The sequence below is a fragment of the Chryseobacterium indologenes genome (genome assembly GCA_016025055.1).
Classification (GTDB): Bacteria; Bacteroidota; Bacteroidia; order Flavobacteriales; family Weeksellaceae; genus Chryseobacterium; species Chryseobacterium indologenes.
On sequence record CP065590.1, the window covers coordinates 1,145,575 to 1,169,699 of the forward strand.

At 36.6% G+C, this 24,125-nt stretch carries 22 protein-coding genes and 3 pseudogenes; 11 read left to right on the forward strand and 14 right to left on the reverse strand.

Annotated features, from left to right (window positions below; all coding sequences use genetic code 11):
- Positions 1–25 precede the first annotated feature (25 nt).
- The 8 genes and pseudogenes from H3Z85_05125 to H3Z85_05160 all read right to left on the reverse strand — a co-directional run bounded on the left by H3Z85_05125 (position 26) and on the right by H3Z85_05160 (position 7,858).
- Positions 26–899: pseudogene (locus H3Z85_05125) on the reverse strand (substrate-binding domain-containing protein).
- Positions 889–1,086 carry a DUF308 domain-containing protein gene (locus H3Z85_05130; protein QPQ52801.1) on the reverse strand — a complete coding sequence of 66 codons (198 nt, stop codon included), beginning with the start codon at positions 1,084–1,086 and terminating at the stop codon, positions 889–891. The pseudogene H3Z85_05125 and the gene H3Z85_05130 overlap by 11 nt, the downstream one beginning before the upstream one ends.
- A 74-nt stretch (positions 1,087–1,160) precedes the next feature.
- Complete coding sequence (locus tag H3Z85_05135) at positions 1,161–2,000, reverse strand: TonB family protein (GenBank protein QPQ52802.1); 840 nt, start codon at positions 1,998–2,000, stop codon at positions 1,161–1,163.
- Positions 2,001–2,028: 28 nt separating this feature from the next.
- Positions 2,029–2,595 carry a biopolymer transporter ExbD gene (locus tag H3Z85_05140; GenBank protein ID QPQ52803.1) on the reverse strand — a complete coding sequence of 189 codons (567 nt, stop codon included), beginning with the start codon at positions 2,593–2,595 and terminating at the stop codon, positions 2,029–2,031.
- 11 nt (positions 2,596–2,606) lie between these two features.
- Positions 2,607–3,215 carry a biopolymer transporter ExbD gene (locus tag H3Z85_05145; GenBank protein QPQ52804.1) on the reverse strand — a complete coding sequence of 203 codons (609 nt, stop codon included), beginning with the start codon at positions 3,213–3,215 and terminating at the stop codon, positions 2,607–2,609.
- Positions 3,216–3,277: 62 nt separating this feature from the next.
- Complete coding sequence (locus H3Z85_05150; protein ID QPQ52805.1) at positions 3,278–4,141, reverse strand: MotA/TolQ/ExbB proton channel family protein; 864 nt, start codon at positions 4,139–4,141, stop codon at positions 3,278–3,280.
- Positions 4,142–4,380: 239 nt separating this feature from the next.
- Positions 4,381–7,194, reverse strand: coding sequence for a leucine--tRNA ligase (locus H3Z85_05155; protein ID QPQ52806.1), 2,814 nt, complete (start codon positions 7,192–7,194; stop codon positions 4,381–4,383).
- Between the two features lie 181 nt (positions 7,195–7,375).
- Complete coding sequence (locus tag H3Z85_05160; GenBank protein ID QPQ52807.1) at positions 7,376–7,858, reverse strand: lipocalin family protein; 483 nt, start codon at positions 7,856–7,858, stop codon at positions 7,376–7,378.
- Positions 7,859–8,056: 198 nt separating this feature from the next.
- Here H3Z85_05160 and H3Z85_05165 point away from each other — a divergent pair, with 198 nt between their 5' ends.
- The 3 genes from H3Z85_05165 to H3Z85_05175 are packed head-to-tail and all read left to right on the forward strand — an operon-like array spanning position 8,057 to position 10,440.
- A complete protein-coding gene (locus tag H3Z85_05165; protein ID QPQ52808.1) occupies positions 8,057–9,034 on the forward strand; it encodes an acyltransferase in 978 nt (325 codons plus the stop codon).
- Between the two features lie 24 nt (positions 9,035–9,058).
- Positions 9,059–9,814: a glycosyltransferase gene (locus H3Z85_05170; GenBank protein ID QPQ52809.1), complete on the forward strand. Its 756-nt coding sequence runs from the start codon at positions 9,059–9,061 to the stop codon at positions 9,812–9,814.
- Positions 9,814–10,440: a deoxyuridine 5'-triphosphate nucleotidohydrolase gene (locus H3Z85_05175; GenBank protein QPQ52810.1), complete on the forward strand. Its 627-nt coding sequence runs from the start codon at positions 9,814–9,816 to the stop codon at positions 10,438–10,440. The genes H3Z85_05170 and H3Z85_05175 overlap by 1 nt, the downstream gene beginning before the upstream one ends.
- Here H3Z85_05175 and H3Z85_05180 read toward each other — a convergent pair.
- From H3Z85_05180 to H3Z85_05200, 5 genes and pseudogenes are all read right to left on the reverse strand, one after another.
- A pseudogene (locus H3Z85_05180) lies at positions 10,432–11,669 on the reverse strand (3-deoxy-D-manno-octulosonic acid transferase). The gene H3Z85_05175 and the pseudogene H3Z85_05180 sit on opposite strands and share 9 nt — an antisense overlap.
- Before the next feature lie 22 nt (positions 11,670–11,691).
- The gene (locus H3Z85_05185) at positions 11,692–12,408 is read right to left on the reverse strand and encodes a C40 family peptidase (protein QPQ52811.1); all 717 of its coding nucleotides are present in this window, start codon (positions 12,406–12,408) and stop codon (positions 11,692–11,694) included.
- A gap of 89 nt (positions 12,409–12,497) precedes the next feature.
- Positions 12,498–13,145: a class I SAM-dependent methyltransferase gene (locus H3Z85_05190; protein QPQ52812.1), complete on the reverse strand. Its 648-nt coding sequence runs from the start codon at positions 13,143–13,145 to the stop codon at positions 12,498–12,500.
- Between the two features lie 137 nt (positions 13,146–13,282).
- A complete protein-coding gene (locus tag H3Z85_05195) occupies positions 13,283–13,435 on the reverse strand; it encodes a hypothetical protein (GenBank protein QPQ52813.1) in 153 nt (50 codons plus the stop codon).
- A 685-nt stretch (positions 13,436–14,120) separates the two neighbouring features.
- Positions 14,121–14,954 (reverse strand): OmpA family protein, encoded by an 834-nt coding sequence (locus H3Z85_05200; protein ID QPQ52814.1) that lies wholly within the window; start codon positions 14,952–14,954, stop codon positions 14,121–14,123.
- Between the two features lie 87 nt (positions 14,955–15,041).
- On the opposite strand from H3Z85_05200, the gene tilS reads away from it, so the two are divergent.
- The 6 genes and pseudogenes from tilS to H3Z85_05230 all read left to right on the forward strand — a co-directional run bounded on the left by tilS (position 15,042) and on the right by H3Z85_05230 (position 21,805).
- Positions 15,042–16,385 carry a tRNA lysidine(34) synthetase TilS gene (gene tilS, locus H3Z85_05205; GenBank protein QPQ52815.1) on the forward strand — a complete coding sequence of 448 codons (1,344 nt, stop codon included), beginning with the start codon at positions 15,042–15,044 and terminating at the stop codon, positions 16,383–16,385.
- Positions 16,382–18,450 (forward strand): annotated as a pseudogene (locus H3Z85_05210) (thioredoxin family protein). The gene tilS and the pseudogene H3Z85_05210 overlap by 4 nt, the downstream one beginning before the upstream one ends.
- 280 nt (positions 18,451–18,730) lie before the next feature.
- Positions 18,731–19,189: a biopolymer transporter ExbD gene (locus H3Z85_05215; protein QPQ52816.1), complete on the forward strand. Its 459-nt coding sequence runs from the start codon at positions 18,731–18,733 to the stop codon at positions 19,187–19,189.
- Between the two features lie 150 nt (positions 19,190–19,339).
- On the forward strand, positions 19,340–20,122 hold the full coding sequence (locus tag H3Z85_05220) for an alpha/beta hydrolase (protein ID QPQ52817.1): 783 nt from the start codon (positions 19,340–19,342) through the stop codon (positions 20,120–20,122).
- 6 nt (positions 20,123–20,128) lie between these two features.
- On the forward strand, positions 20,129–20,944 hold the full coding sequence (locus H3Z85_05225) for a hypothetical protein (GenBank protein QPQ52818.1): 816 nt from the start codon (positions 20,129–20,131) through the stop codon (positions 20,942–20,944).
- 111 nt (positions 20,945–21,055) lie between these two features.
- Positions 21,056–21,805, forward strand: a complete 750-nt coding sequence (locus H3Z85_05230; GenBank protein QPQ52819.1) for a patatin-like phospholipase family protein — start codon at positions 21,056–21,058, stop codon at positions 21,803–21,805.
- A gap of 40 nt (positions 21,806–21,845) precedes the next feature.
- Here the strand turns inward: H3Z85_05230 and H3Z85_05235 are convergent, their stop codons facing one another.
- Entirely contained in the window at positions 21,846–22,850 is a 1,005-nt protein-coding gene (locus H3Z85_05235) for a bifunctional oligoribonuclease/PAP phosphatase NrnA (GenBank protein ID QPQ52820.1), read from the reverse strand.
- A 234-nt stretch (positions 22,851–23,084) separates the two neighbouring features.
- On the opposite strand from H3Z85_05235, the gene rpmH reads away from it, so the two are divergent.
- Both rpmH and H3Z85_05245 read left to right on the forward strand, forming a co-directional pair.
- Positions 23,085–23,243, forward strand: a complete 159-nt coding sequence (gene rpmH / locus H3Z85_05240) for a 50S ribosomal protein L34 (GenBank protein ID QPQ52821.1) — start codon at positions 23,085–23,087, stop codon at positions 23,241–23,243.
- Positions 23,244–23,397: 154 nt separating this feature from the next.
- Positions 23,398–24,108, forward strand: a complete 711-nt coding sequence (locus H3Z85_05245; GenBank protein ID QPQ52822.1) for an ATP-binding cassette domain-containing protein — start codon at positions 23,398–23,400, stop codon at positions 24,106–24,108.
- Positions 24,109–24,125: the final 17 nt, after the last annotated feature.

Sequence of the window (24,125 nt, forward strand, 5' to 3'; positions counted from 1 at the left end):
TGGTAAATTGTGACTTTAATATTTTTTAACGCATTTGCACCTCTCTCTTGTAAAGGTTATAAGGCTGTAAACCTTCTTTCTGAACTATTTTTTGTCCTAAATGTGTGCAGGAAAATCTGATAAATCCATTGGCAATATTAAAATTACCTTCATTGATAAGGAAATAAAGGACTCTTGTAAACGGATATTCCATGTTGCGAAGTCCTTCATAGTCGGCTGTATATTGTTTTCCTTTCTCTACAACGGGCAGTACTTTCACCATTTCTCTAAGCTTCTCAGAAGTTTTATCATAAGGACGGCTAAAGGTATTTAATCCGATTACTCCAATCTTACCGGGATATTTTCCAAGTTCTTCAATAATTTTCTGATTCCCCGGAATAATTGAAAATTTAAGGTCTTTAGGTTGTTTTTTCAGCTTTTCAGCTACAAAATTAAGATTACTTGAGTTGGTTCCGTCGAAGATAAAATCTTTTTATCTGAAGCCAGCCCGGCATTGATTTCCTCCATTGAAATACTTTCTTTAGGAGAATCTTTAGGAACAACAAACACCACTGCGTCAGCTGCAAATTTAGCAGGAAGAAATTTTAAATCAGTTCTTTCCTCGTATGTTTTGATCTCGTCAGCATTAAGATTTCTTGACATAACAATGACCTTTGCCTTACCTTTCAAGAGATCCAATAAGCCTAAATCTTCTTTTTGGGTAGCAACCTTAATCCTTGTTTCAGGATAATTGATCATATAGCCGTCAGCTAATGCTTCAGTAACGCTTTGAAAGGATTCGTCTGTATAAATGGTAAGATCACCTTTATTATAGGATGGGGATTTCTCCTCCTTTTTTTGCAGCCAATGAGCAGTATACTCAAAACAAAAACGACTGCAATTTTAACACTATTCTTCATCTCTCGATTTTTTGATTCTTGAAATCGCCCTGTAAATTCTGAAAACTCCATAAATAATAAGAACCACGCCTAATGCATAAGCAACAGCAGGTTCTAAAATGGTAAAGAAGAATTTATAGACAATTACTACAATTCCCAAAACGATATAAAACAATCCCGTAACCAGGGATAACCAATTGAACATCATGTAACAAAAATACCAAAAAAATAAAAAAGAGAAGCATATGCTTCTCTTTTTATTTATAATTTGAATAATTAGTCTTATTCAAAGTTCATCGTAAATGGTACGCTATAGTAAGATCTTACGCTTTCTCCGTTTCTCTTAGCTGGAGTCCACTTTTTAAGTTTCTTTACTACACGGATTGCTTCATTGTTGAAGTCGCTATTTGGAGATTTTTCTTCAATAGTAACTCCGGAAACAGTTCCGTCTTTTTCTACAACGAACTTAAGCTTAGCTTTAAGTGTACCTTCTCCTTCCATTCCTGAATTATCGAAGTTTTCACCTAAGAACTTTCTTAATGCTCCCATACCTCCAGGATATTCCGCAGACTGGTCTACATCTTTGTAGATTTCGTTAGGGTTATTCGCTTTCACCTCTACCGTAGCAGTTTTTGTACCTGTAGATGGTGGTGGCGGTGGTGGCGTATAAGCCGGAGCTTTTACTCCTTCCTGATTATTCAAACCAGTTGTAGTTTCCAACTGCTTAGAAATTGGCGGTGGTGGAGTTTCGATCTTCGGAGCTTTTACAGGCTCAGGAACAACGTTCTGAATTACCTCGATTTTCTCCTCTTCTTTTGGTGGTGGAGGTGGTGGAGGTGGTTCTTCTTCTTTAGGCTGCTCAATGATCGGATCTTCTTCGATAATATCTACAAGATCTGCCTTTACTTCTTGCTTAGGCGGAGCTGTAAGATTCTTGATCGTAAGATAGATGAACGGAGATAAAGCTGCCAAAAGGAATAATGCTGTTCCGATAATAAATGACTTTGTTAAAAGTCTCGGATACTGATGTCTAAGATCATAGGCACCATATTCCTTGTTTCTATTTTCAAATACGATTTCGTCTAGGGTAAGATTCTGACCGTATACATTTTCATCTGCCATAGATTAGATATACAATTTTATGGTTAAATTACTTTGTAGCAGCCGGTGCAGCAGCACCACCAATTTTCTTTTCATAAACAGCTTTTTCAAAAGGCTTTATATCGGTAACACCGTATTGTTCGCTTTTGGTAATTGCCATTTCGTCAAGAATATCAACAAAGTTCTTATATACAGCATCGTCAGTTGGCTTAATGATCACGGTAAATTTACTTTGATCTGCAGCTTTAGATTTTGCCTGCTGAATTACTTTTCTAATTCCTTCTCTGTCAAGAGTAGTTTCCATAAGATTCTGGTCATTCAAGGAAGTTGGATCCTGCTGGTGCCAGAACACTCTGTTATCTTTTCCTAATAAGATAGAAATTGAGTTAGAAAGTTTAATTTCTGTTGGAGGAGGTTTCGGCTGATCCTTTTTAGGTTTAGCCGGAAGACCTAAGTCCATAACATTCGGTTTACTGAATGTAGTTGTGAACATAAAGAAGGTAATCAATAGAAAACCCAAGTCCACCATCGGAGTCATATCGACTCTGGTACTCTGCTTCTTGGAACGGACTTTGCCGCCCTTGCCGCCTTTTTCCTGTACTTGTACTTCTGCCATTTCTATCGATATTATTCGTTAGGTTTACCTTCTTGTGATGTAATCAACCAAAATTTAAGAAAATCAATATCTCTTAAACCTTCAAACAAGCTTTTTACTTTAGGGTACTGAGTTGTAACGTCACCTTTAATAGCTAACTTGTAGTCAGGATTAACGCTTAAACTTTCTTTTACCCAGTCGATTAATTGCTTATTTGTACTGTCCATAGGAATACCTGTAGGACTCTTATAATTTTTCTGCTCATCTGCAGGCATATCCAAGTACCCTTTTAGTTGGTTCATTGGAACTCCAATTGCCTGAACTTTCTGGAAAGCAGCTTTTTGGTTGTTGTCAAAAGTAATTCCATACTTTTGTCCCATTTTATCCAAAAGAGCAACTCTTTCTGATGCGTTTTCTACTGGCTGGAAATAGAATTTTCCGTCCGGAGTAGCGTTGATAGTCATTAAACTAGCATCAGGAAGCAATTTTTCCGAAATTGAAGATGGCGGTTTGATCTGCTCCACGTCAGGTTTTTTAAACTGAGTGGTCAAGATAAAGAACGTAAGGAGTAGGAACGCAACGTCACACATTGCAGTCATGTCCGTAATTACTCCATGTCTTTTTGGTTTGACTCTCGCCATTATTATAAAATATTTTTAATTAAACTTCTTTTTAATTGCTAATGCAAATTTCTTGCTAATTCTTAGTTGAATTCAGCGAAAGATTGTTGGATACTCATAGAGATCTCGTCGATCTTGTAAGTTAATCCGTCAATTTTAGAAGTAAAGAAGTTATAAAGGATAATAGCGATTGCTGAAGTACCAATACCTAATGCCGTGTTGATCAAGGCTTCAGAGATACCAGTAGATAGAGCAGCAGCATCCGGAGTACCACCTCCTGAACCTAATGCGAAGAACGCCTTGATCATACCGATTACCGTTCCAAGTAGTGCTACTAACGTTGCAACAGTACCTAAAGTAGAAAGGATCATCATGTTTTTCTCAAGCATTGGCATCTCAAGAGTTGTAGCTTCTTCGATAGCTTTGTTAAGTGCTACCATTTTCTGCTCTTTATTTAATGTGTTATCATGAGAAAGTGCTTTGTAAGTAGTAAGACCTTCTTTCACTACGTTACCTACAGAACCCTGTTGTCTGTCGCACTCTTCGATAGCTTCATCAATTTTGTTTTGGTTTAGTAAGCTTCTTACTTGTACAACGAAGTTGTCTAAGTTTCCTTTTCCTGCAGCTTTACCAAGAACGAAATATCTTTCAAAAGAGAAAACGATTACAGTAATCATGAAAGTAATCAAGATTGGTACGATAACCCCTCCTTTGTAGATAATACCTAAAAACGATTCTGGGTGAATGTCTTTTCCTTCAATACTTGAAAACGCTACAGATCCGCTTCCCAGTTTGTCTGCATCTTTGAAGTTTCCTGGGCTACCAAGAACGAATAAATAAATACATACTCCTATAGCAAATAGAATAGGAATAATAACAGCTGGATTTAAACCTCCTGCTTTTCTAGCAACTACTTGCTCATCATTTTTTGAAACATTCATTTCCATATTTAACTAAATTATATTGTTTTAAAATTTTACAGGGTGTAAATTAAAGGCAAAATTAATTAAAATGCAAGAGTCTTAATTAAACATTTTGCTTTTTTTTAATAAAGAAAATTTAATACGATTTTAATATTATAATTATTCGCAGTTATTTTATTTATTTTTTTCAAATTTAACATTTGGGTTAAAAAATCAAAAAAATTAGACGTCCATTTTTTTTAATTTCCCAATGTTAATTTTTTTTAAATTACGATATTCACAATACGGTGAGGAACTACAATGATTTTTTTAGGGGTTTTTCCTTCCAAAATCTGTTGCATTTTCTCATTTGAAATCACCAAATCTTCTACTTCCTTAGCAGAAAACTGAGCGGAAAGGGAAATTTTGAACTTCATTTTACCATTTACGCTTACCGGATATTCAATTTCATCTTCGATGAGATAATCCTCATTTAATACAGGAAACTTTTCAAATTCGATAGAGGTTTCATGTCCCAGCAGGCTCCAAAGTTCTTCACAGATGTGAGGGGCATATGGAGAGATGATTACGGCAAGAGGTTCCAGAATGCTGCGTTTGTTGCATTTTAATTTCTGAAGTTCATTCACGGCAATCATAAAGGAAGATACGGAAGTATTGAAAGAGAAGTTTTCAATGTCGTACACCACCTTTTTAATTAAGGTATGTAGAACTTTATATTCAGCTTTTGTAGGCTCTTCATCAGAAACTTCGAATACGTCTCCGTTGAAATAAAGGTTCCAGAATTTTTTAAGGAATCCGTACACTCCACTTAATCCCTGAGTATTCCAAGGTTTGGATTGCTCCAATGGTCCCAGGAACATTTCATATAATCTTAATCCGTCTGCTCCGTATTCTTCACAGATATCATCAGGATTCACGACATTATATTTGGATTTGGACATTTTTTCAACTTCACGGTCTGTGATGTATTTTCCGTCTTCCAGGATAAATTCTGCATCTGCATAATCAGGTCTCCATGCTTTGAAAGCTTCGGTATCCAATTCGTCAGAGGTTCCTTTTAATAAGGATACATCAACATGGATTTGTTGGGTCTGATAGTCTTTTGCTAAATTTTTAGATACATATTGATTGGTCCCGTCAATTCTATAAACGAATGCGCTCATTCCGAGAATCATTCCCTGATTGATCAATTTCTGGAAAGGCTCATCATGATTGATCCAGCCTCTGTCTTTTAAGAACATATTCCAGAAACGGGAATATAATAAGTGACCGGTTGCGTGCTCGCTACCTCCGATATACAAATCTACCTGTCCCCAATAATCGGAAAGATTCTTTGCAGAAAATTCACCATCATTATGGGGATCCATATATCTAAGGAAATACCATGAGCTTCCGGCCCATCCTGGCATTGTAGACAATTCCAATGGGAATGTGGTCTGGTCATCAATTAAATCTGTAGCCACTACTTTTTGATTCGCTTCATCCCATGCAAATGTTTTTGCATTTCCTAATGGCGGATCTCCATCTTCTGTTGGCAGATATTTTTCAACTTCCGGAAGTTCCAATGGCAACGCAGAAGTTGGTAATGTATATGGCATCCCATCCTTATAATATATAGGAACAGGTTCTCCCCAATATCTTTGTCTTGAGAAAATCGCATCACGTTGTTTGTAGTTCGTCGTTCCGTGTCCAATACCTTTGGTTTCGATCTCGGAAATTATTTTTGATTTTGCATCGTTATAATTTAATCCGTTTAAGAAATCAGAATTTACACAAACAGAATCTTTAGAATCAAAAGATTTTTCCTGAACATCTTCTTCGGTTTCTACTACTTTTTTAATTTCTAAATTAAATTTCTTCGCAAATCTATGATCACGCTCGTCATGTGCCGGAACAGCCATCACAGCTCCTGTTCCGTATCCCATCAATACATAGTCTGAAATATAGATTGGCATTCTCTCACCACTGAACGGATTGATTGCATAGCTTCCGGTGAACGCTCCGCTCACGTTTTTCACGTCGGACATTCTGTCTCTTTCGGTTTTTTTGGAAGTTTCTTCTATATATGTATCGACTTCTGCCTTTTGGGCATCTGTAGTGATTGTATCTACCAAAGGGTTTTCAGGAGCCAGTACCATAAATGTAGCTCCAAAAATAGTATCAGGTCTTGTAGTAAATACTTCAACGATTTCGTCATGTCCTTCTACGTCGAACTGAACCTGTGCTCCCTGAGATTTTCCGATCCAATACTCTTGAGAATCTTTCAAAGGCTGTGGCCAATCCAGTGTAGCAAGTCCCTGTAATAATCTTTCTGAATAAGCAGATATTCTCATGCTCCACTGCATCATTTTTTTCTGAAATACAGGAAATCCTCCTCTTTCAGATTTCCCGTCTTTTACCTCATCATTGGCTAATACAGTTCCTAATGCAGGGCACCAGTTTACGGTAGTTTCGGCTCTGTAGGCAAGACGGTAATTCAATAAGATATCTTCTTTATCAATTTCGGAAGCACTTTTCCACTCTTCAGCGGTAAAGTTTAATTCGTCATTCTGATTGGCATTCAATCCTTCGGTCCCTTTTTGTTCAAAATGCTGAATCAGGGTATCGATAGGTTCTGCCTTATCCGTATTTTTATTATACCAAGAATGATACAACTGAATAAAAATCCATTGTGTCCACTTGTAATAGGAAGCATCAGAAGTTCTTACTTCCCTGCTCCAGTCAAATGAAAATCCGATTTTTCTCAATTGCTCTTCGTATCTGTTGATGTTTTGCTCTGTAGTGATTGCCGGATGCTGTCCTGTCTGGATGGCATACTGCTCAGCAGGAAGTCCGAAACTGTCATATCCTACAGGGTGGAGCACGTTAAACCCCTGATGTCTTTTATATCTCGCATAAATATCTGATGCAATGTATCCCAGCGGGTGACCTACGTGAAGTCCGGCCCCGGATGGGTACGGGAACATATCGAGTACATAAAATTTAGGTTTATCGGTATTATCGGAGGTTTTATAGGTTTGATTTTCCTCCCAGTATTTCTGCCACTTTTTTTCTATCTGCTGATGATCGTAAAACACTTTATATATATGTTATATGTTAGACTTTAAATATTGGATTTTTTTATCCCGTAAACAAGATTCACAAAAATAATGATTTTAAAAGAAATAGAAATTTAAATTATGATGAATTCCAAATCTCTGGTCATAAAAAAATCTCATCCGGGGATGAGATCTGTTTTTATATCTTGAATTACACTTATTATTTCTGAGGATTTACTCTCGTAAAAGTATATGTCCTTGTTTTAAATACAGTCGGATCCTGAGTCTCTTCTCTTACTGCCAGGTTGAGAGTCGTATCGTTCAGAGTCACCACCTTTGCTGAAACAGGTTCTACAATTCCCTGAAATTTCATGATAACCGTCTTCGCCCCTTTTTCATAGGTGTAGGTAAAGTTTTTGTCCGGCAAAATATTACATGTGCCACCAGCAGTAGTAGGCTCCGTTACATCTATTTTTTTCCCATTGGTTTCAGTGCTGAACCACCATCTGGATAGCTTCTGGCAATCGGTATAAGTAATCTGATCTGAAATCGGTTGTTCTCCCGTCTCTACTGTAGTAACCACTTCTTTTAACGGTTGCCAAAGTCCTACAAGCGGTGCTTCCCTAACATTATCATTATCGTTATTACATCCGGTAGCCACCAATAATGACACCCCTGCAAATAGTAGTAGTAATTTCTTCATAGATTAATTTTTTCAATCGCTAAAATTATAATTTTTTTGATTTATACAACGATTTTTTATCAAAAATTATTTCATCAACCTTTATTTATATATATTTAAAAACAGGAAACCTCAAAAAAGCCTTTATTTAACAAATATTGAACATGCGATAGTCTTCACGTTCTATTAAAAAAGTTATTTTTGTAAGAAAAATAGCAAATGCAGGATATAACGAAAAACAATTTTGACTTTATACGTGTTCTCCTTGCTTTCATTGTCTTCGTTGGGCATTTGGGAGCATTAAGCCAATCCGCTTCACTTAAAATCCTTGAATATAGCCCAGTAGAAGTCGCAGTTTTCTCGTTTTTCATTGTCAGTGGTTTTTTAATTGCAAGAAGCTATGAAAGATCTTCGAGCCTGAAAAGCTATGCGAAGAAGAGGTTCAACAGGATTGTTCCCGCTTATTTGTTGGTGGTTTTCCTTTGTACCATTTTATTAAGTTTGGTAAGCACCCTGTCTTTTTCTGAATATTTCGGCAACGCTCAGGTGTATAAATATGCATTCTGGAATTCTCTTTTTATGAATTTCAAAGCCCCATGGCTTCCCGGAGTATTTGGCAACCAGGCAGTAAACGGGGCACTCTGGACCCTTAAAATAGAAATGTGTTTTTATATTGCTGTTCCGTTCATGTTTTTATTGTTTGGAAAGAATAATAAGTTTAGAAATATCAGTCTCGTCATATTGTATTTTTTGTCATTGGTATTCCTGAATTATTTTGAGATGACGGGCAGACCTGCGATCTCAAGACAGCTTCCCGGCTCACTATGCTATTTCATCGGAGGAATGCTTATCTATTTTAATTTTAACAAATTCATTCAGTATAAAAATACGCTCTTCATCATTGCCATCCTGACAGTATGGATAGACCTTATTTTTAAAATAAAGCTTTTCTCGCCTATCATGATCAGTATTATTGTCCTGTATATTGCTTATTCTTTTAAATTTCTGAATAATTTCGGAAAATACGGAGACTTCACGTATGGAATATATATCTTCCACTTCCCTATTATCAGGGTCTTTCAGACGTTAGGCCTTTTTGAAGATTACAATCCTTATATGATGAGTATTGTTTGTATGCTGGTAGTTATCGGGGTGGGTATTACCTCATGGCATCTGTATGAAAAAAGATTTTTATAATTTTACATCTATTTTATTGCACAAATGAAAGACCTTGTCTCCATTATCACTCCCTGTTACAATTCCGCAGAATTCATTGAGGAAACGATACAATCAGTTCTTAATCAAACCAACCCGAATTGGGAATGGCTGATCACGGATGACCTTTCCAAGGATAATACTGTAGAAATTATCAGAAAGTATAATGACCCCAGAATAAAACTTCAGGTTTTAGAGAAAAACGGTGGTGCCGGCAACGCAAGAAACAACAGCCTTGAAAGAGCTCAGGGAAGGTATATAGCATTTCTTGATTCTGATGATTACTGGTATCCGGAATACCTTGAAACGATGACAGATTATATGCAGGAGCACCATGCTGAGCTCGTCTACTGCAATTATTCCAGATGTGACGAACAGCTACAGCCTATCCTCAAAGATTTCATGGCCGATACTATAGTTACTTTTTCTAATTTATTAAAGACCTGCAGACTGGCTCCGGTTTCTACGATGTACGACACCAAAAGAGTCGGAAAATTCATGTTCCCTGTAAAAAGCAAGCGTGAAGATCATGTGATGTGGCTTAACCTTTTAAAGGTTATCCCCGAAGGAATGCCTATCAACAAGACAATGGCCAAATACAGAATGCGCGAAAACAGTGTTTCCCGGAAAAAGAAAAATATCATTAAAGATCAGTATCTGGTGTATAAGGATTTCATGGGATTTTCTACCGTAAAATCATTATATTATACTGCAAACTGGGCACTAAACGGTTTTCTAAAATATTCAAAAATTTTCAACTGATGGAGTATTCGAAAGAGTTTAAAGCTGCATTGAGTGCCTTTTCCAGCCAGGAGAAAGACAAGCTTATTTTCAGATTGCTGAGAAAAGATAAATTGCTGTCAAAAAAGCTGTATTTCGAGCTAATCGATCCTGAGAACACGGATGATAAAAGAAATGCTATGGAAGAACAGGTGGAGGAAAAAATTCTTTTGGCTTCAAAATACATTGGAAATGCCAAGTACTTCCTGACCATTATCCGGAAAATAAGTGCTGAAATCACCGAACATGTTAAGATTACAACAGACAAATTCGGGGAAGTCTCGTTGAATTTACTGATGGTCAGCAAAATTTTAGATTATAACAACGATCTCAGCAGGCAAAGGTTTGACAACGTGTACAAACTGTATATTTATATGATCAATAAGGTATTCAAATCACTTGTTTTAGTCAAAAAACTGGACGAAGATTATTGGATGGAAATTGATGAATACCTCCGCGATATCCAGACAAAAATTTCAGAAAATCATTATCTGCAGAAACTTTGTATCAATAATAATCTTGACTTTAAATGGTTTGTATGTGATGACATTCCCGACAACATAGATCAGATCATGAAAGACATAAAAAAACAGGGATTCTTAAGATAGAATTTTTTCGATGATCATTGTGGTAGAATCGGGTTTATCGCTGATAAATCTCCTGGCATTTTGAGACATCGTTTTCAATTCTTCCTGATTGTCTTCATTGGTAAGGAATAAAACAAATTCTGAAGCTCCGTATTCGTCTTTAAAAGACTTTCCTCCTTCTGCTGCAATAAGATCGTCAGCTTCAGGATTCTTTTTATAGTGATTACCAAAAATAACGGGAATCCCAAAAGTGGCCGCTTCCAGAATATTGTGTAATCCAGCATCATGAAAGCCTCCGCCCACAACTGCTACATCAGCATACGAATATAGTTTTGACAGTAGCCCGATACTGTCTATAATCAGAACCTGAGAGACAAAATCCAAATGTTGTGACTGGCTGATCTGACTGTACAATACAGCATCAGGGAAAATACTTTTCAAATGTTCTACCCTTTTCAGATCATGAGGGGCAATAATCATCTTCACTGTCCTGTTTTTCCTTGAAATCATTTCTGCCATTTTCTCTTCTGCCTGCCAGGAGCTTCCAAAAACAATTGCCTTATCATTTCCGATGAAGTCTGTAATATGGTCGACATGGTTGTCTCTTTCTCTGAGCTGTTTTACTCTGTCAAAGCGGGTATCTCCCGTTACCGAAGACTGCAACAATCCTATACTTTTTGCCAAAGCGATCGAAAACTGAGTCTGATGAAAAAACCAGTCGACATTCTTCTTAAGCTGCTTTACAAACCACTTTCCGTAAGAAGTGAAAAAGGACTGCCTTTCATAAAATAAGGCAGAAATAACATAAATCTTTGTATTCCTGTTTTTAAGAGCTGCTAGAAGATTATACCAGTAATCATACTTCACCGTAAAAAATAGTTCAGCATTGAATTGTGTTATAAATTCGTTTATTATACTCTTTTTATCAAAAGGTAAATAGCAGATAACATCTGCAATATGTTTTTTCTTAACAACATTTTCATATCCTGAAGGAGAAAAGAAAGTAACAAGAATTTTATGCTCCGGAAAATGATCTTTCAGCCTTTCCAGCACAGGTAATCCCTGCTCGTATTCTCCGAGACTGGCTGCATGCATCCAAATTACCCTGTCTTTTTGAGTAAATACTGCTTTAACCTTCTCTAAAGACCGCTCTCTCCCTTCAACTCCTTTTTAGTTTTATCATTAAATAATGAAAAAACCTTCATCCCGAAGATAAGGAGAGTAACAAACAGATTGTAGATAAAAGCCATTGCGGGAACTATTAAATCAGAATTACAGAACGCTTTTTAACACCCTAAGCTTGTGGGTATGCTTATTCATCTCTTTGTTGAAAATACCTGTTGAATCCAGCGTATCGATTCTTACTTTTCCCGATGCATGAATAATTTTCTGATTCTCCAACATAATACCCACGTGGATAATCTTACCGTCTGCATTTTCAAAGAAAGCCAGATCTCCTGGTTTGGTTTCTTCTACAAAAGTAAGTGCCTCCCCTACCTCAGCCTGTTGAGAAGCATCTCTGGGAATTTTAATATCATGAACTTTATACACCAATTGAGTGAAACCGGAGCAGTCTACAGCAAAAAAACTTTTACCACCCCATAAATAAGGCACGTTAAGGAATTCTTTTGCAGTGAGAGCAATACTTTCACGGATATCATGACTCCTCTTCGAAGCTACGACCGGAAATTCTACTTCAGAGCCTATTGAAAGCAGGGTTTTACCGTCATTCATTAGTACTGAAGAAAAATCTTCTGTCACTACCGTTACTTTTCTCCTGGCTAGTTCTTCATCAGTTACTGGCTTCAGCTGTTTGGTATCCATCCATCCTTCATAGCCGTCATAATGCATTTTTATTTTGGTCCAGTTTTTATCTACTTCCAGAATATCTGCGCTTTCTCCAAACAATATTTCCGTAACGATTTCTGCCCGGTCAGAATTTTCTGCACGAACCGGCGCTACTGTAACTATACAAATTCCTTTATTCATCAACTCTAAATTTAATGATTGAATAATTTAAAGATTAAAAATTGAAAACTGTGAACTGCTTTCATCGTTTTAATCTCTGAATATTTTAATTACTTCCTTCGAAGGAAGTTTACTCCATCACGCAAAGGTAAAATAAGATTTTCAAAATCTTCATCTTTTGCCGCTAAATCGTTTAGCTCCTTAATCGACTGTGTAGATTTTAATTTGGGATTTTCTTCCAGTACTTTCCCATACCATAAAACATTATCAAAAAGAATCACGGATCCAGATTTTGTTCTCGGTTTTATCAGTTTGAAATATTCCGCATAATTTTCTTTATCTGCATCTACAAAAATGAGGTCAAAGAACTCATCAGTTTCTTTTAAAAATTCTTTAGCATCCTGCAACTTAAAATCAATTTGACTGGCATATTCGCTGGTCTCAAAATATTTTTTCGGAAGATAGGCGAGATCCTCATTGACGTCAAGGGTGGTAATTTTGCCGTCCTTTGATAAACCTGAAGCAAGACATAAAGTGGCATATCCTGTAAATGTTCCTATTTCAAGAACATTTTTGGGCTGCATCATCTGGGAAATAATCGTCAGCAATCTCCCCTGCTGATATCCCGAAATCATATGGGGTTGTGTGGTTTTTTGGTAAGTTTCCCTTCTCAGCTTTTTCAGAATATCTGATTCTGAAGAAGCATGTGCTTCCAAATATCTATCCATTTCAGGATTCTTTTCTTCAAAAAAGCTCATACAATTTTAATTTAAACAAATTTACGGATTTTAAAACTTCTTTTTAAACATGCGGTTTCCGTCCTGCAATAGGATAAAAAAAAGAGAGAAATGAATCTCTCTCTTCCTGAATCTATTTATTCTGATGCAAACCATCATTATATAGCAATACAATACTGCCCTCTTCCAGGACACGCCCATCCCGGGCAACAATCAGTTCTCTTCTGACAAATAATAACGGGATTACATTCCAATGCTGCACCCTGAACATTTTTCATTGCTGTTCTGGAAAGTTTTTTTAGATTTTTCATAATTATTTTGATTTAGTATTAATTTCCTACTCTTTAAGATTTTCGGATACCTCTTTGTTGATATTTCCTTTTACGGAGACTTAAATATACACATTCTTTTATTAATCAACGAATTATATTCACAATAAACCTAGCAATATAACGTACCGTATTTTCCCGATATAAAATACCGTGAAAATACGGATGGTATTTTTGTGGTATTAGGGATAATTTTGCAACAGAAACAGGGTAAAAACACTAGGAAAACTAAAATGATTGCAGGAGAAAAGCAAACTAACCGTGAGAATCAAAAAAGAATGTACCGAAAGGTCATATACTTTCTCCTGCGCCTAAAAACAAGACAGAAATATCCAATTCATTTTTACAAAGAATTATTTCTCTCTTGAGAAAGGAAGAATTAATCTGATTAAAAATAAATCCCGAATCTCCTTGGGATTTATTTTTTTTATTCATTGAACCTCCTTTAAGCAATCTCAAGAATAGGAAGTCCGGAATATTTCTCAGGGACAGGCATTTAGATCACCTTTCGATTGGGTTTGTTTTAATGCATCTTCTCCATTTTCTAAAATCTTATTAGTTCTATATTGAATATAGAGAACTTTTTCTAAAATTTACAAAACAGATCATTATAAAAAAAGATCCTGAAAAATCGGGATCTTTTCTACCATATTAAAGTATACAGTATTTATTTTTTAGGAGCAATGTCCATCAGTTTCATAAACTCATCAAGTTTAGGCATTATGATGATTTCTGTTCTTCTGTTTTCCGCTCTACCTGAAACGCTCATATTAGTCGCTTTAGGATTGTATTCTGAACGACCACCTGCTGTAATTCTCGCAGGATCTACTCCAAATTGAGTCTGAAGAACTTTAGCAACAGATGTACCTCTCAATGCAGAAAGATCCCAGTTGTCTCTCGGAAGATTTACAGAATTTAAAGGTGCGTTATCTGTGTTACCTTCAATCAATACGGAGTATTTATCGTAATCGTTGATCACTTTTGCTACTTTACCCAGAACTTCCTGAGCAGCAGGCAGGATGTTATAATCTCCGGTTTTGTACAACATTTTATCAGAAAGAGAGATCATTACCACTCCTTTTAATACTTTTATCTGTACATCCTCATCAGAGACATTATCTAAAGATCTCTTCAGCTTATTAGACAAAGCAAGATTCAAGCTATCGTTTTTAGCATTGCTGGAGATCAATTGTTTGATATATGAATTCGAAGCATTGATTTCTCCTACCAATTTATCAATATTAGCAGAACTTTTCCCCGTATTTGAAAGACAGGCATCAAGTGATGATTTTAAAGCATCGTGCTGACTTTTTAATAAATTGTTCTCACCCGCCAATGCAGAGTTTTGAGATTTCAAATCCTGGATTTCTCTTTGTCTTTCACCAATGTTTTCGATACACTGCTTATAGTTTGTGCTCAATGCATCATATTGCTTCTTGCTCACACAAGATGTCATTCCTAACGCCATTGCAGAAACTGCTAAAATTTTTAAAATCTTCATAAATAATCATTTTTAGACCAATCAAAGTTAGGAAAATTCAATTGAATTATATAGGTTATCTTTGCATAAAAGAAATTCTCAACATCGATGTTGGAAAAATCAAGCTTTATCAATCAACTAAAAAATCTCGTTCACCAGCCGGAAAAACAAAGATTTCTTCTGGCGGTAAGCGGCGGGGCAGACTCTATGGTTTTAGCCTCTCTCTTTAAGGATTCAAGAGATGAAATGCAAGGTGCCAGATACGAATTTCAGGTCGCCCATATCAATTATAAACTTCGTGGCGAAGATTCGGATCTTGACCAGAAAGTTGTGGAGGATTTCTGTGAGAAAAATCATGTGAAATTTCATCTGTATGAAGTTTCAGAAAAGGATAAAAAACCGGAAAATTCCATTCAGCTCTGGGCACGAGAACTTCGGTATGCATTTTTTAAAGAAATTCAGGAAAAGGAAAATTTATCTTTTCTGGTTACTGCGCACCATCTCAATGACCAATTGGAAACGTTCATTATAAACTTATCCAAAGCTGCTGGAATACATGGTTTGAGTGGCATTCCTTCTCATGAAAACAATATCCTCAGACCGCTTTTGCCTTTTTCAAAGGAAGACATCTACAGGTTTGCAGAGAGTAACCAAATTCTGTTCAGAGAGGATCTTTCGAATAAAAAAAGTGATTATCTACGGAATAAGATCAGAAATGAGATCGTACCCAAGCTGCTGGAAACAAACGGTCATTTTCTGGAAAACTTTAAAAAAAGCACAGAATATCTGAATCAAACCAAAGATTTTGTTCAAAAACAAATGCTGGAAGTAGAAAAAAGGCTTACCCTATTTAACCCTGGCCATAAAATCTTATCAAAGGAAAAGCTGGATCAGGAAAGTGATTTCGTCAAATTTGAGATTTTAAAAAAATACGGGTTCAACCGGGAAGAAGAAATTCCTAAAATTTTCAAGGCTGAAAATAACAGTTCTTTTTTTTCCAAAGACTATCGATTGATTGTCAATAGGGATGAGTTAATCTTTACTGAAAGAGAAATGACTCAGAATGCGGAGAACGAAATTATTCTGATCGACCAGTTTGATTTTTCTGAGATCGGGATTAATGTCAATCTTCGAGACTCTATTGAACACATTGAAGGAATCAATAAGGAGTTTGAATGGAATTTTGATGCTGAAAAACTACACTTCCCCTTGCGTTTAAGAAAGCAACAGGATGGAGATGAATTTTATCCTGCAGGTTTTTCAGGGAAAAAGAAAGTTTCTAAGTTTTTTAGGGACGAAAAATTATCTATTTTAGCGAGGCAAAAAATCTGGATACTGTCTGACAGTCATAATTCCGTTCTTGGCGTTATCCCTCTCAGACAAGACAGAAGATATACAAAGGATGAGAAGACAAAATGGAATCTCAAAATTTTTAATGAAACGAAAAAATGAAATTTAGAAATTGGTTTTTATTAATTCTACTATTTTTAGCGACAGGAATTAATGCACAGATAAAAAATCCTGTAAAATTTAAATTCACGGTGAACGACCTGGGAAACAACCAGTATGAAGCTGTTTTGAATGCCACCATGGAAAGCGGCTGGCATATTTATTCTAAAGATCTTCCGGAAGATACAGGAATCCCTACGGAATATAAAGTTTCCGGGAAAAATATTGAACTGATCGGAAAGTTTACAGAGGTTGGTAAAAAACATGAGGAATTTTCCGAAGCATTTGGAGGAACCATTGTTTTCTATTCTAATACGGCAGGCTTTAAACAAAAATTCAAACTAAAAGATCCGACAAAACCTGCGGACGTCACTTCTGAAATCACCTACCAGACCTGTGATGACAGAGTATGCCTGGCTCCCAATACACTGGAGTTCAATCAAAAAGTGACGCCAAAAGGGGCTACAGAAGAAGCCACGACTGATGAAAAAACAGAACCTGCAAAGGATTCTGCTAAAGCCGTTGAAACTGTTAGCGAAAATCCTGTAAAGCAAGAAATTACAGTAGCAGAAGGATCAAAACTTGACCCTAAACAACTGAAAATTCAAACGATAGATTTCAAAAACCCGTTAACCGACTGTGGTACCGCTTCTGCTAAAGTGGAAGAAAACTACTGGACCTATTTGTTTTTAGGTTTTATCGGAGGGTTGATCGCCTTATTAACACCTTGCGTTTTCCCTATGATTCCGTTAACGGTTTCTTTCTTTACCAAAGGAAGTAAAGACAAGGCAAAAGGAAAGAGAGATGCTCTTATCTATGGCTTCTTCATCCTTCTTATTTTCGTTCTGCTAAGTATTCCGTTCCACATTATTGACGGGATTGCCGGAAATATTTTCAACGAGATTTCCACCAGTGTCTGGCTGAATATTGCCTTCTTTATCATATTCATTTTCTTCGCCGGAAGTTTCTTCGGATATTACGATATTACACTCCCCAGTTCAATTGCCAATAAATCCTCAAAAGCAGAGGAAGCAGGCGGGATCATTGGAATCTTCTTTATGGCATTGACTCTGGTAATCGTTTCCTTCTCTTGTACGGGGCCTATCCTGGGAAGTTTATTAGGAAGTGCTGTTACTGGATCATCCAACGTTCCGATGTTATTAACGTTTGCTTTAGCAGGTTTCGGGTTGGCATGGGCAATTGTTTTCGGACTTTTGGCATTATTCCCTCAGGCGCTACAGAGTCTTCCAAAATCAGGAGGATGGATGAATACGGTAAAAGTTGTATTAGGGTTCGTGGAATTGGCACTAGCCTTAAAATTCTTATCAAAAGCAGATCTTGTATCAAAAACATTCTTCTTAAAAAGAGAGCTTTTCATTGCAATCTGGATCATTATTGCACTGGGATTGGCTTTATACTTATTCGGGGTGATCAGATTCCCGCATGATGATAAAAAACCTAAAATTTCAATCACCAGAAAAATCCTGGGTGTCCTTGGATTTGGTTTTGTGATTTATCTGATTCAGGGATTAATTCCTTCAGACCGTCCGAAACTTCAGTTACTAAGCGGAATTCTCCCTCCTTTGAACGTAAGTTATTTCCATGATGAGAAAGACGGTATTCTCGGAATGCATCCTGAGCACGATTTCTTCACAGCGATTGAGCTGGCAAAAAAGAAAACAAACCTATTCTTATCGACTTTACGGGGTACGGGTGTGAAAACTGCAGAAAGATGGAAGAATTTGTATGGAGCGAAGCGGATATCCTGCCGATCCTTCAGAATGACGTTGTATTGGCTTCCTTATATGTAGATGACAAGGAAGAGCTTCCGGAAGATCAGAAAACAAAAATAGACCTTGGGGAAGGACAGATTAAAAAGGTTAAAACGATTGGTGACCGATGGAGTTTATTCCAACAGGTTAACTTTAACAATAACTCACAACCTCATTATGTTTTAATAACTCCGGATGGAAAAGTAATCAATACACCGGTTTCCGGCTACATGCCTAAAGAGGATTTCAAAAAATTCTTAGAATGTGGTGTGAATTATTACAAGAAAAACAAATAAAATATTTACTTCAAAATAAGAAAGCCTTATCACTCAGTTGATAAGGCTTTTTTCTTATAGCGATTTAACACTATTTAAGGTTAACATAATAATAAAAACAACAAACTATTACCATTTAACAAGTTTAGGTATAAACTTTGTATCAATTCCTCAAAACTGCGATCGGGTTTTTATATTTTCATCGAATACCGTTTAACCATTTAAAAACATTAATCATGGCAGAAGTAATTGCACAAGAAAAGCAAGGGGGCAGACAAAAAAGAAACTTATCAGAATCGATATGACCCCTATGGTAGACCTGGGATTTCTACTTATCACTTTCTTTATGTTTACCACTAATTTTACAAAACCTAATGTAATGGACCTGGGGCTTCCGGCAAAAAATCCCGACTCTAAAGTAATTAATGAAAACGTAATTAAGGATAAAAACCAGGTAACCTTTATCCTGGGAAAAGACAATCGTATATTTTATCATCAAAGCAACGCTAAAGATTTAAATACAGGCAATCTCAACGAGACTGATTTCAGTGGGATAAAAGTTTCCAAAATCATTTCTGAAGCCTACCAAAATGCTCCGAATAAGGAAATTTTCACAATAATCATTAAACCTACAGATGAATCCAACTACAAAAATTTTGTGGATATGCTGGATGATATAGCGATTGCCAAAAAGGAACGCTATGGAGTCACTGATATCAAACCCTGGGAAACAAAAATTTATAAAGAGTTAGTTCAATAAAGGAAGGCCTTCTCAATTTTGAGAGGGCTTTTTTGTATAATTTTCCTGCTGGGAAGTATTCCTCTTTTTTGTTTACATTTGAAAGGAGAATTCCGGACATCTTATTTTATTGGTACGGGATTCTCTTAACCTTCTATAAAAATTGAAATTATGCTAAATTTTGAGAGAACAGGAAACGGACGAGAAACATTGGTATTGCTTCATGGTTTTATGGAAAACCTATCCATCTGGAGTGATATGGAACATCATCTTTCCAAAGATTTTAGCCTTTTAAAAATTGACCTTCCCGGTCATGGTCAATCTGAAATTTTCGGAGAAGTTCATACCATGGAACTGATGGCAGAAGAAGTTAAAAAAGTTTTAGACAGCCAACATTTGCAAAAAATACATCTGCTGGGCCATTCTATGGGAGGCTACGTATCCCTGGCATTTGCTGAAAAATATCCTGATACGTTAAAAAGCCTTACCTTATTTTTCTCAACCTATTTTCCGGATGATGAGGAAAAGAAGCAGCAACGTATCAAAAGCTACAGAATCATCAAAGATGCTTTTGCCCACTATGCCAGAGCCGGAATTCCCAACCTATTTAACCCCAACGAAAGAGATATCCTGGAAGGAAAAATTGAAACAGCACTGGAAACAGCACTTTCCACAAACAATATGGGAGCATTAGCTTGTGTAAAAGGAATGGTAGAAAGAACTGACAAGCAGCATATCATGCAAAATCTGGAAGCTAAGATTTTAGTATTGGCAGGAAAACACGATAATGCAGTGAAAACAGATGTCACGATCAAAAATTTACCAGACAGAACAAACATCAAATCATATATTTTAGACTGCGGACATAACGGGCATTGGGAAAAACCGGGCATCTGTGCCGAAATTATCAACACCGAGCTTTTGCATAATCTCCCTAAAAAACTGGTACTTTAGAAAATTATGAGAATTACGATATCTTCACTACTATTACTCGCGTTTCTAAGCTGTAAGAAAGAAAGTAATCCGACAGCCGGTTCGATTCAGACAGATACGGTTGCCTCAAAAGCAATCGTAACGGCGGATACTGTGAAATCCAATACTCCTAAAGAAGAGATATTTCATTTTGTTACGGAGCTATGCGATAACAAAGGGCATTATGATGCCAATACATATTCAAGAGAAGAAATTGAAGGCACTTATGCTCTCTGGTATACTCTGAGCGGCACTTTACTGGATACCCCTTCCGTTTTTGATCTTAATAACTTACAGTTGGTAAGACGTGATAAAGACAAAATCCTTGCAAAACTTGATAAAGATTTCAGCGATAAGAAAAAGCTTATTCAGAACCTGAAGGTAGTAAATGTTCCGTACTGGCAAAATATAAAAAAGATGAAGTACGAAGCCCTCCTCCAGCAATATGCCATGGAAAAAATGCAGGTTTCAGCTTATTCCGATCCTGCTGTGCTTCTTACAGGCAAAAACTGCCAGAACTTTTCGAAGGCTTTAAATTCAGGTGACGATGAGATGGTTCGGGAATGGAGAAAGCTCCGGGAGGAAATGAGCAGACGAAATTCTAATCCGCAACGCATTATGAATGAATTTAACAATCATTTGAATTCGCCGGATAAAAGAGACTATGCCATTATTGACCTTATTACTTTTGGCTGGGGAAATTGTGCCAATGACGAGATTCCCAATCCTCTTCACGATGAAAAGATGAGCAAGGAATTTGAAAACCTTTTCTTAAAAATCGATGCTGAATGTGATGAGCCATAGCCGTTTGTAACAAATCCAGTATATTAGTCAAGGATTATTTTAAAAAATGGGTTTATTTTCGTTCAAAAAAAGCAACCAAAGGTTATCGGACTGACACTTTCAGGCGGAGGAATGCGTGGAATTGCCCATATTGCTGTACTGAAAGCTTTGGAGGAATATAATCTTAAGCCTCAGATTATTTCAGGAACAAGCGCAGGTTCTATTATTGGCGCTTTCTATTCGTTTGGGAAAACGCCGGATGAAATGATGGAAATCGTGAAGGAAACTTCTTTTTTCTCAAGATCAGCATTAAAATTATCCAAAAACGGAATTTTCAGCTCCAGTTTTATTTTAAAACTTTTCAAAGACTATTTTCCTGAGGATAATTTTAATATTCTTAAAATCCCTGTTTACGTAACGGCCACGGAAATGACGCATGGTATTGTAGATTTCTTTTCTGAGGGCGAACTTTTTGCCCCATTACTGGCATCATCAAGTGTTCCATTCATTCTTCCTCCGGTAAGGATGGGAGACAAAATATATGTAGACGGAGGTGTTTTAGATAATTTACCCATTGAACCTATCATTGACAAATGTGATTTCCTGATCGCATCTCATGTCAATTCCATCAGTTATGATGAATTAAACAAAATGAGCCTGATGAAGGAATTCGACAGAATCCTCCACTTGGCGATTGCAAAATCGGTATATTCAAAAGTAAAATACTGCGATCTGTTTCTTGATCCGCCAAAAATGACCAAATTCAGCCTTTTCAACAAGAAATACATGAACGAGATGTTTCAGCAGGTGTATGAGTACACTTGTGCAGAGCTGGAGCTTAAAGGATATCGTAAAAGTTCCGGAACTGAAGCATCAGAGTAGTAAAATCAATGTACAAAACATCAATTCAATCTCTTTGCTTTTATAATTTTTCGTCAGCTAATCTGTTTTTGAAAACTTCGATAGTTCCCGTCAAAGAATCATTGGATTTTCCTCCTGCCGCATTGATGTGGCCTCCTCCGTTAAAATATTTTCTGGAGAATTGGTTTACATCCACATCATCTTTACTTCTGAACGAAATTTTAACAAAATCTTCATACAGATCTTCCATAAAGAAGGCAGACATTTTGACTCCCGCAATACTCAAACCATAATTGACAAAGCCTTCTGTATCTCCTTTCTGGAAACCAAACTCTTTAAGTTCATTCCTTGTGAGGCTTAATATCGCTACCGTCCCCTCATTCACCACTTCAATTCTTCCCAACACTAAGGCCAGAAGATGAAGTCTTGAAACAGTATTGGTATCCCAGGTATTGGAAGTGATCATGGCAGGATCAGCTCCATTTTCAATAAGGTTGGCAATTATTCTGTGGGTAGTGGCACTGGTAGAACGAAAACGGAAACCTCCGGTATCTGTCATAATACCGGTATAAAGACATTCTGCAATATCCTGATTTACCAATTTTTCATCTTCCAACGCTTCAATGAAATGGTATATCATCTGCGATGTAGCAGGAATTACCGTATCGGAATACACAAAATCAAATTTTTCCGGCTGCTGATGGTGATCAATAAGAATTTTCTTCCCTGATGCCTTTACCAACCAGTCTCCCAACAATCCGATCCTTGACGGAGAATTAAAATCCAAACAGAAAATCACATCTGCAGCAGCAATCATATCGGCAGCCAGCTTTCTTTTGTATTCGGCAATGATTACCTTTTTAGATTCCGGCATCCATTTCAGAAATTTAGGAAAATCATTCGGGACAATGACTTCTGCAAAGATTCCTTTTGCTTTCAGATAATGTTTTAATCCCAGACTGGAACCGATAGCATCCCCATCCGGATTATAATGGGTAAGAATAACTATTTTGTTTTCCGGTGTAAGTAATGTATTGATATCTAAAAGTTCTGCTGGTGTAAACATCTTGTGTTCCTTTTCGTTAAAATTTAAGTTTTCAAAGATAGAGCTTTTATATAAATCATTTACATATTATTTTTGCACAGAGAATTGGGTTTCTCATCAGGGTTTTAAAATGTTTGATTAAAAAACATTTCAAATATTTTCAAAAAAAGATAATTAAAGTTTGTATCTTATAAAAAATTCTATATCTTTGCAACCTGAAAATTAATAGATTAATTACGATTTAAACATATAGTAATGAGTAAAAGAACATTCCAGCCATCAGAAAGAAAGAGAAGAAACAAACACGGTTTCAGAGAAAGAATGTCTACGCCAAATGGAAGAAGAGTTTTGGCTGCGAGAAGAGCTAAAGGCAGAAAGAGTTTAACTATTAGTGCAGCACGCGCTAAGAGATAATCTTTTTATTATCATATACAAATCATGCTTGAGAAGTTGCTTTTCAAGCATTTTTTGTTGTTAAAATTTACTAAAATTTAGGTTGTATAGGCATCTTTTTTCTATTTTTAAAATTTGAAAAATTTTTGTTAGAAACAGCCTTTAAAATTAAATTATGCCACATACAAATATCTCCGGTGACAATATTATAAGTTTACAACACGCTAAAATTGCACAAAAAAACTTTACTGTTCTTTCTGATGTGAATCTAAATATTAAAAAAGGTAGATTCTGCTATCTTATCGGAAAAACAGGTTCCGGAAAAAGCTCCCTTCTGAAGACGCTTTACGGGCATATTCCTTTAGCATCAGGACATGGAGCCGTTGTAGGGTTTGACCTGGCAAAACTTAAACCTTCGGATATTCCCAATCTCCGAAGAAAACTGGGGATTGTATTTCAGGATTTCCAGTTGCTTTCAGACAGAACTGTTGAAAAAAACCTAAAGTTTGTGCTTGAAGCAACCGGATGGAGCGACAAAGTGAAAATGGAAGACCGCATCAATGACGTTCTGGGAAGCGTGAACATGAAAAGCAAAAAGCACAAAATGCCGCACGAACTTTCAGGGGGAGAACAACAGCGTATTGCCATCGCAAGAGCACTGCTTAATCATCCTGACCTTATTCTGGCAGATGAGCCGACAGGAAATCTTGACCCTGAAACGTCCAACGAAATTATGACGCTATTAAAGCAGGTTGCCCTTGAAAACGGAGCTGCAGTAGTAATGGCAACACATGATTATCACATGATTCAAAATTTCCCGGGGGAAGCGATCAGATGTGAAGATGGAAAGGTATCTGTGCTGGATACTGCCGAACTATTTGAATAAAAAAGTGACCTAAAACT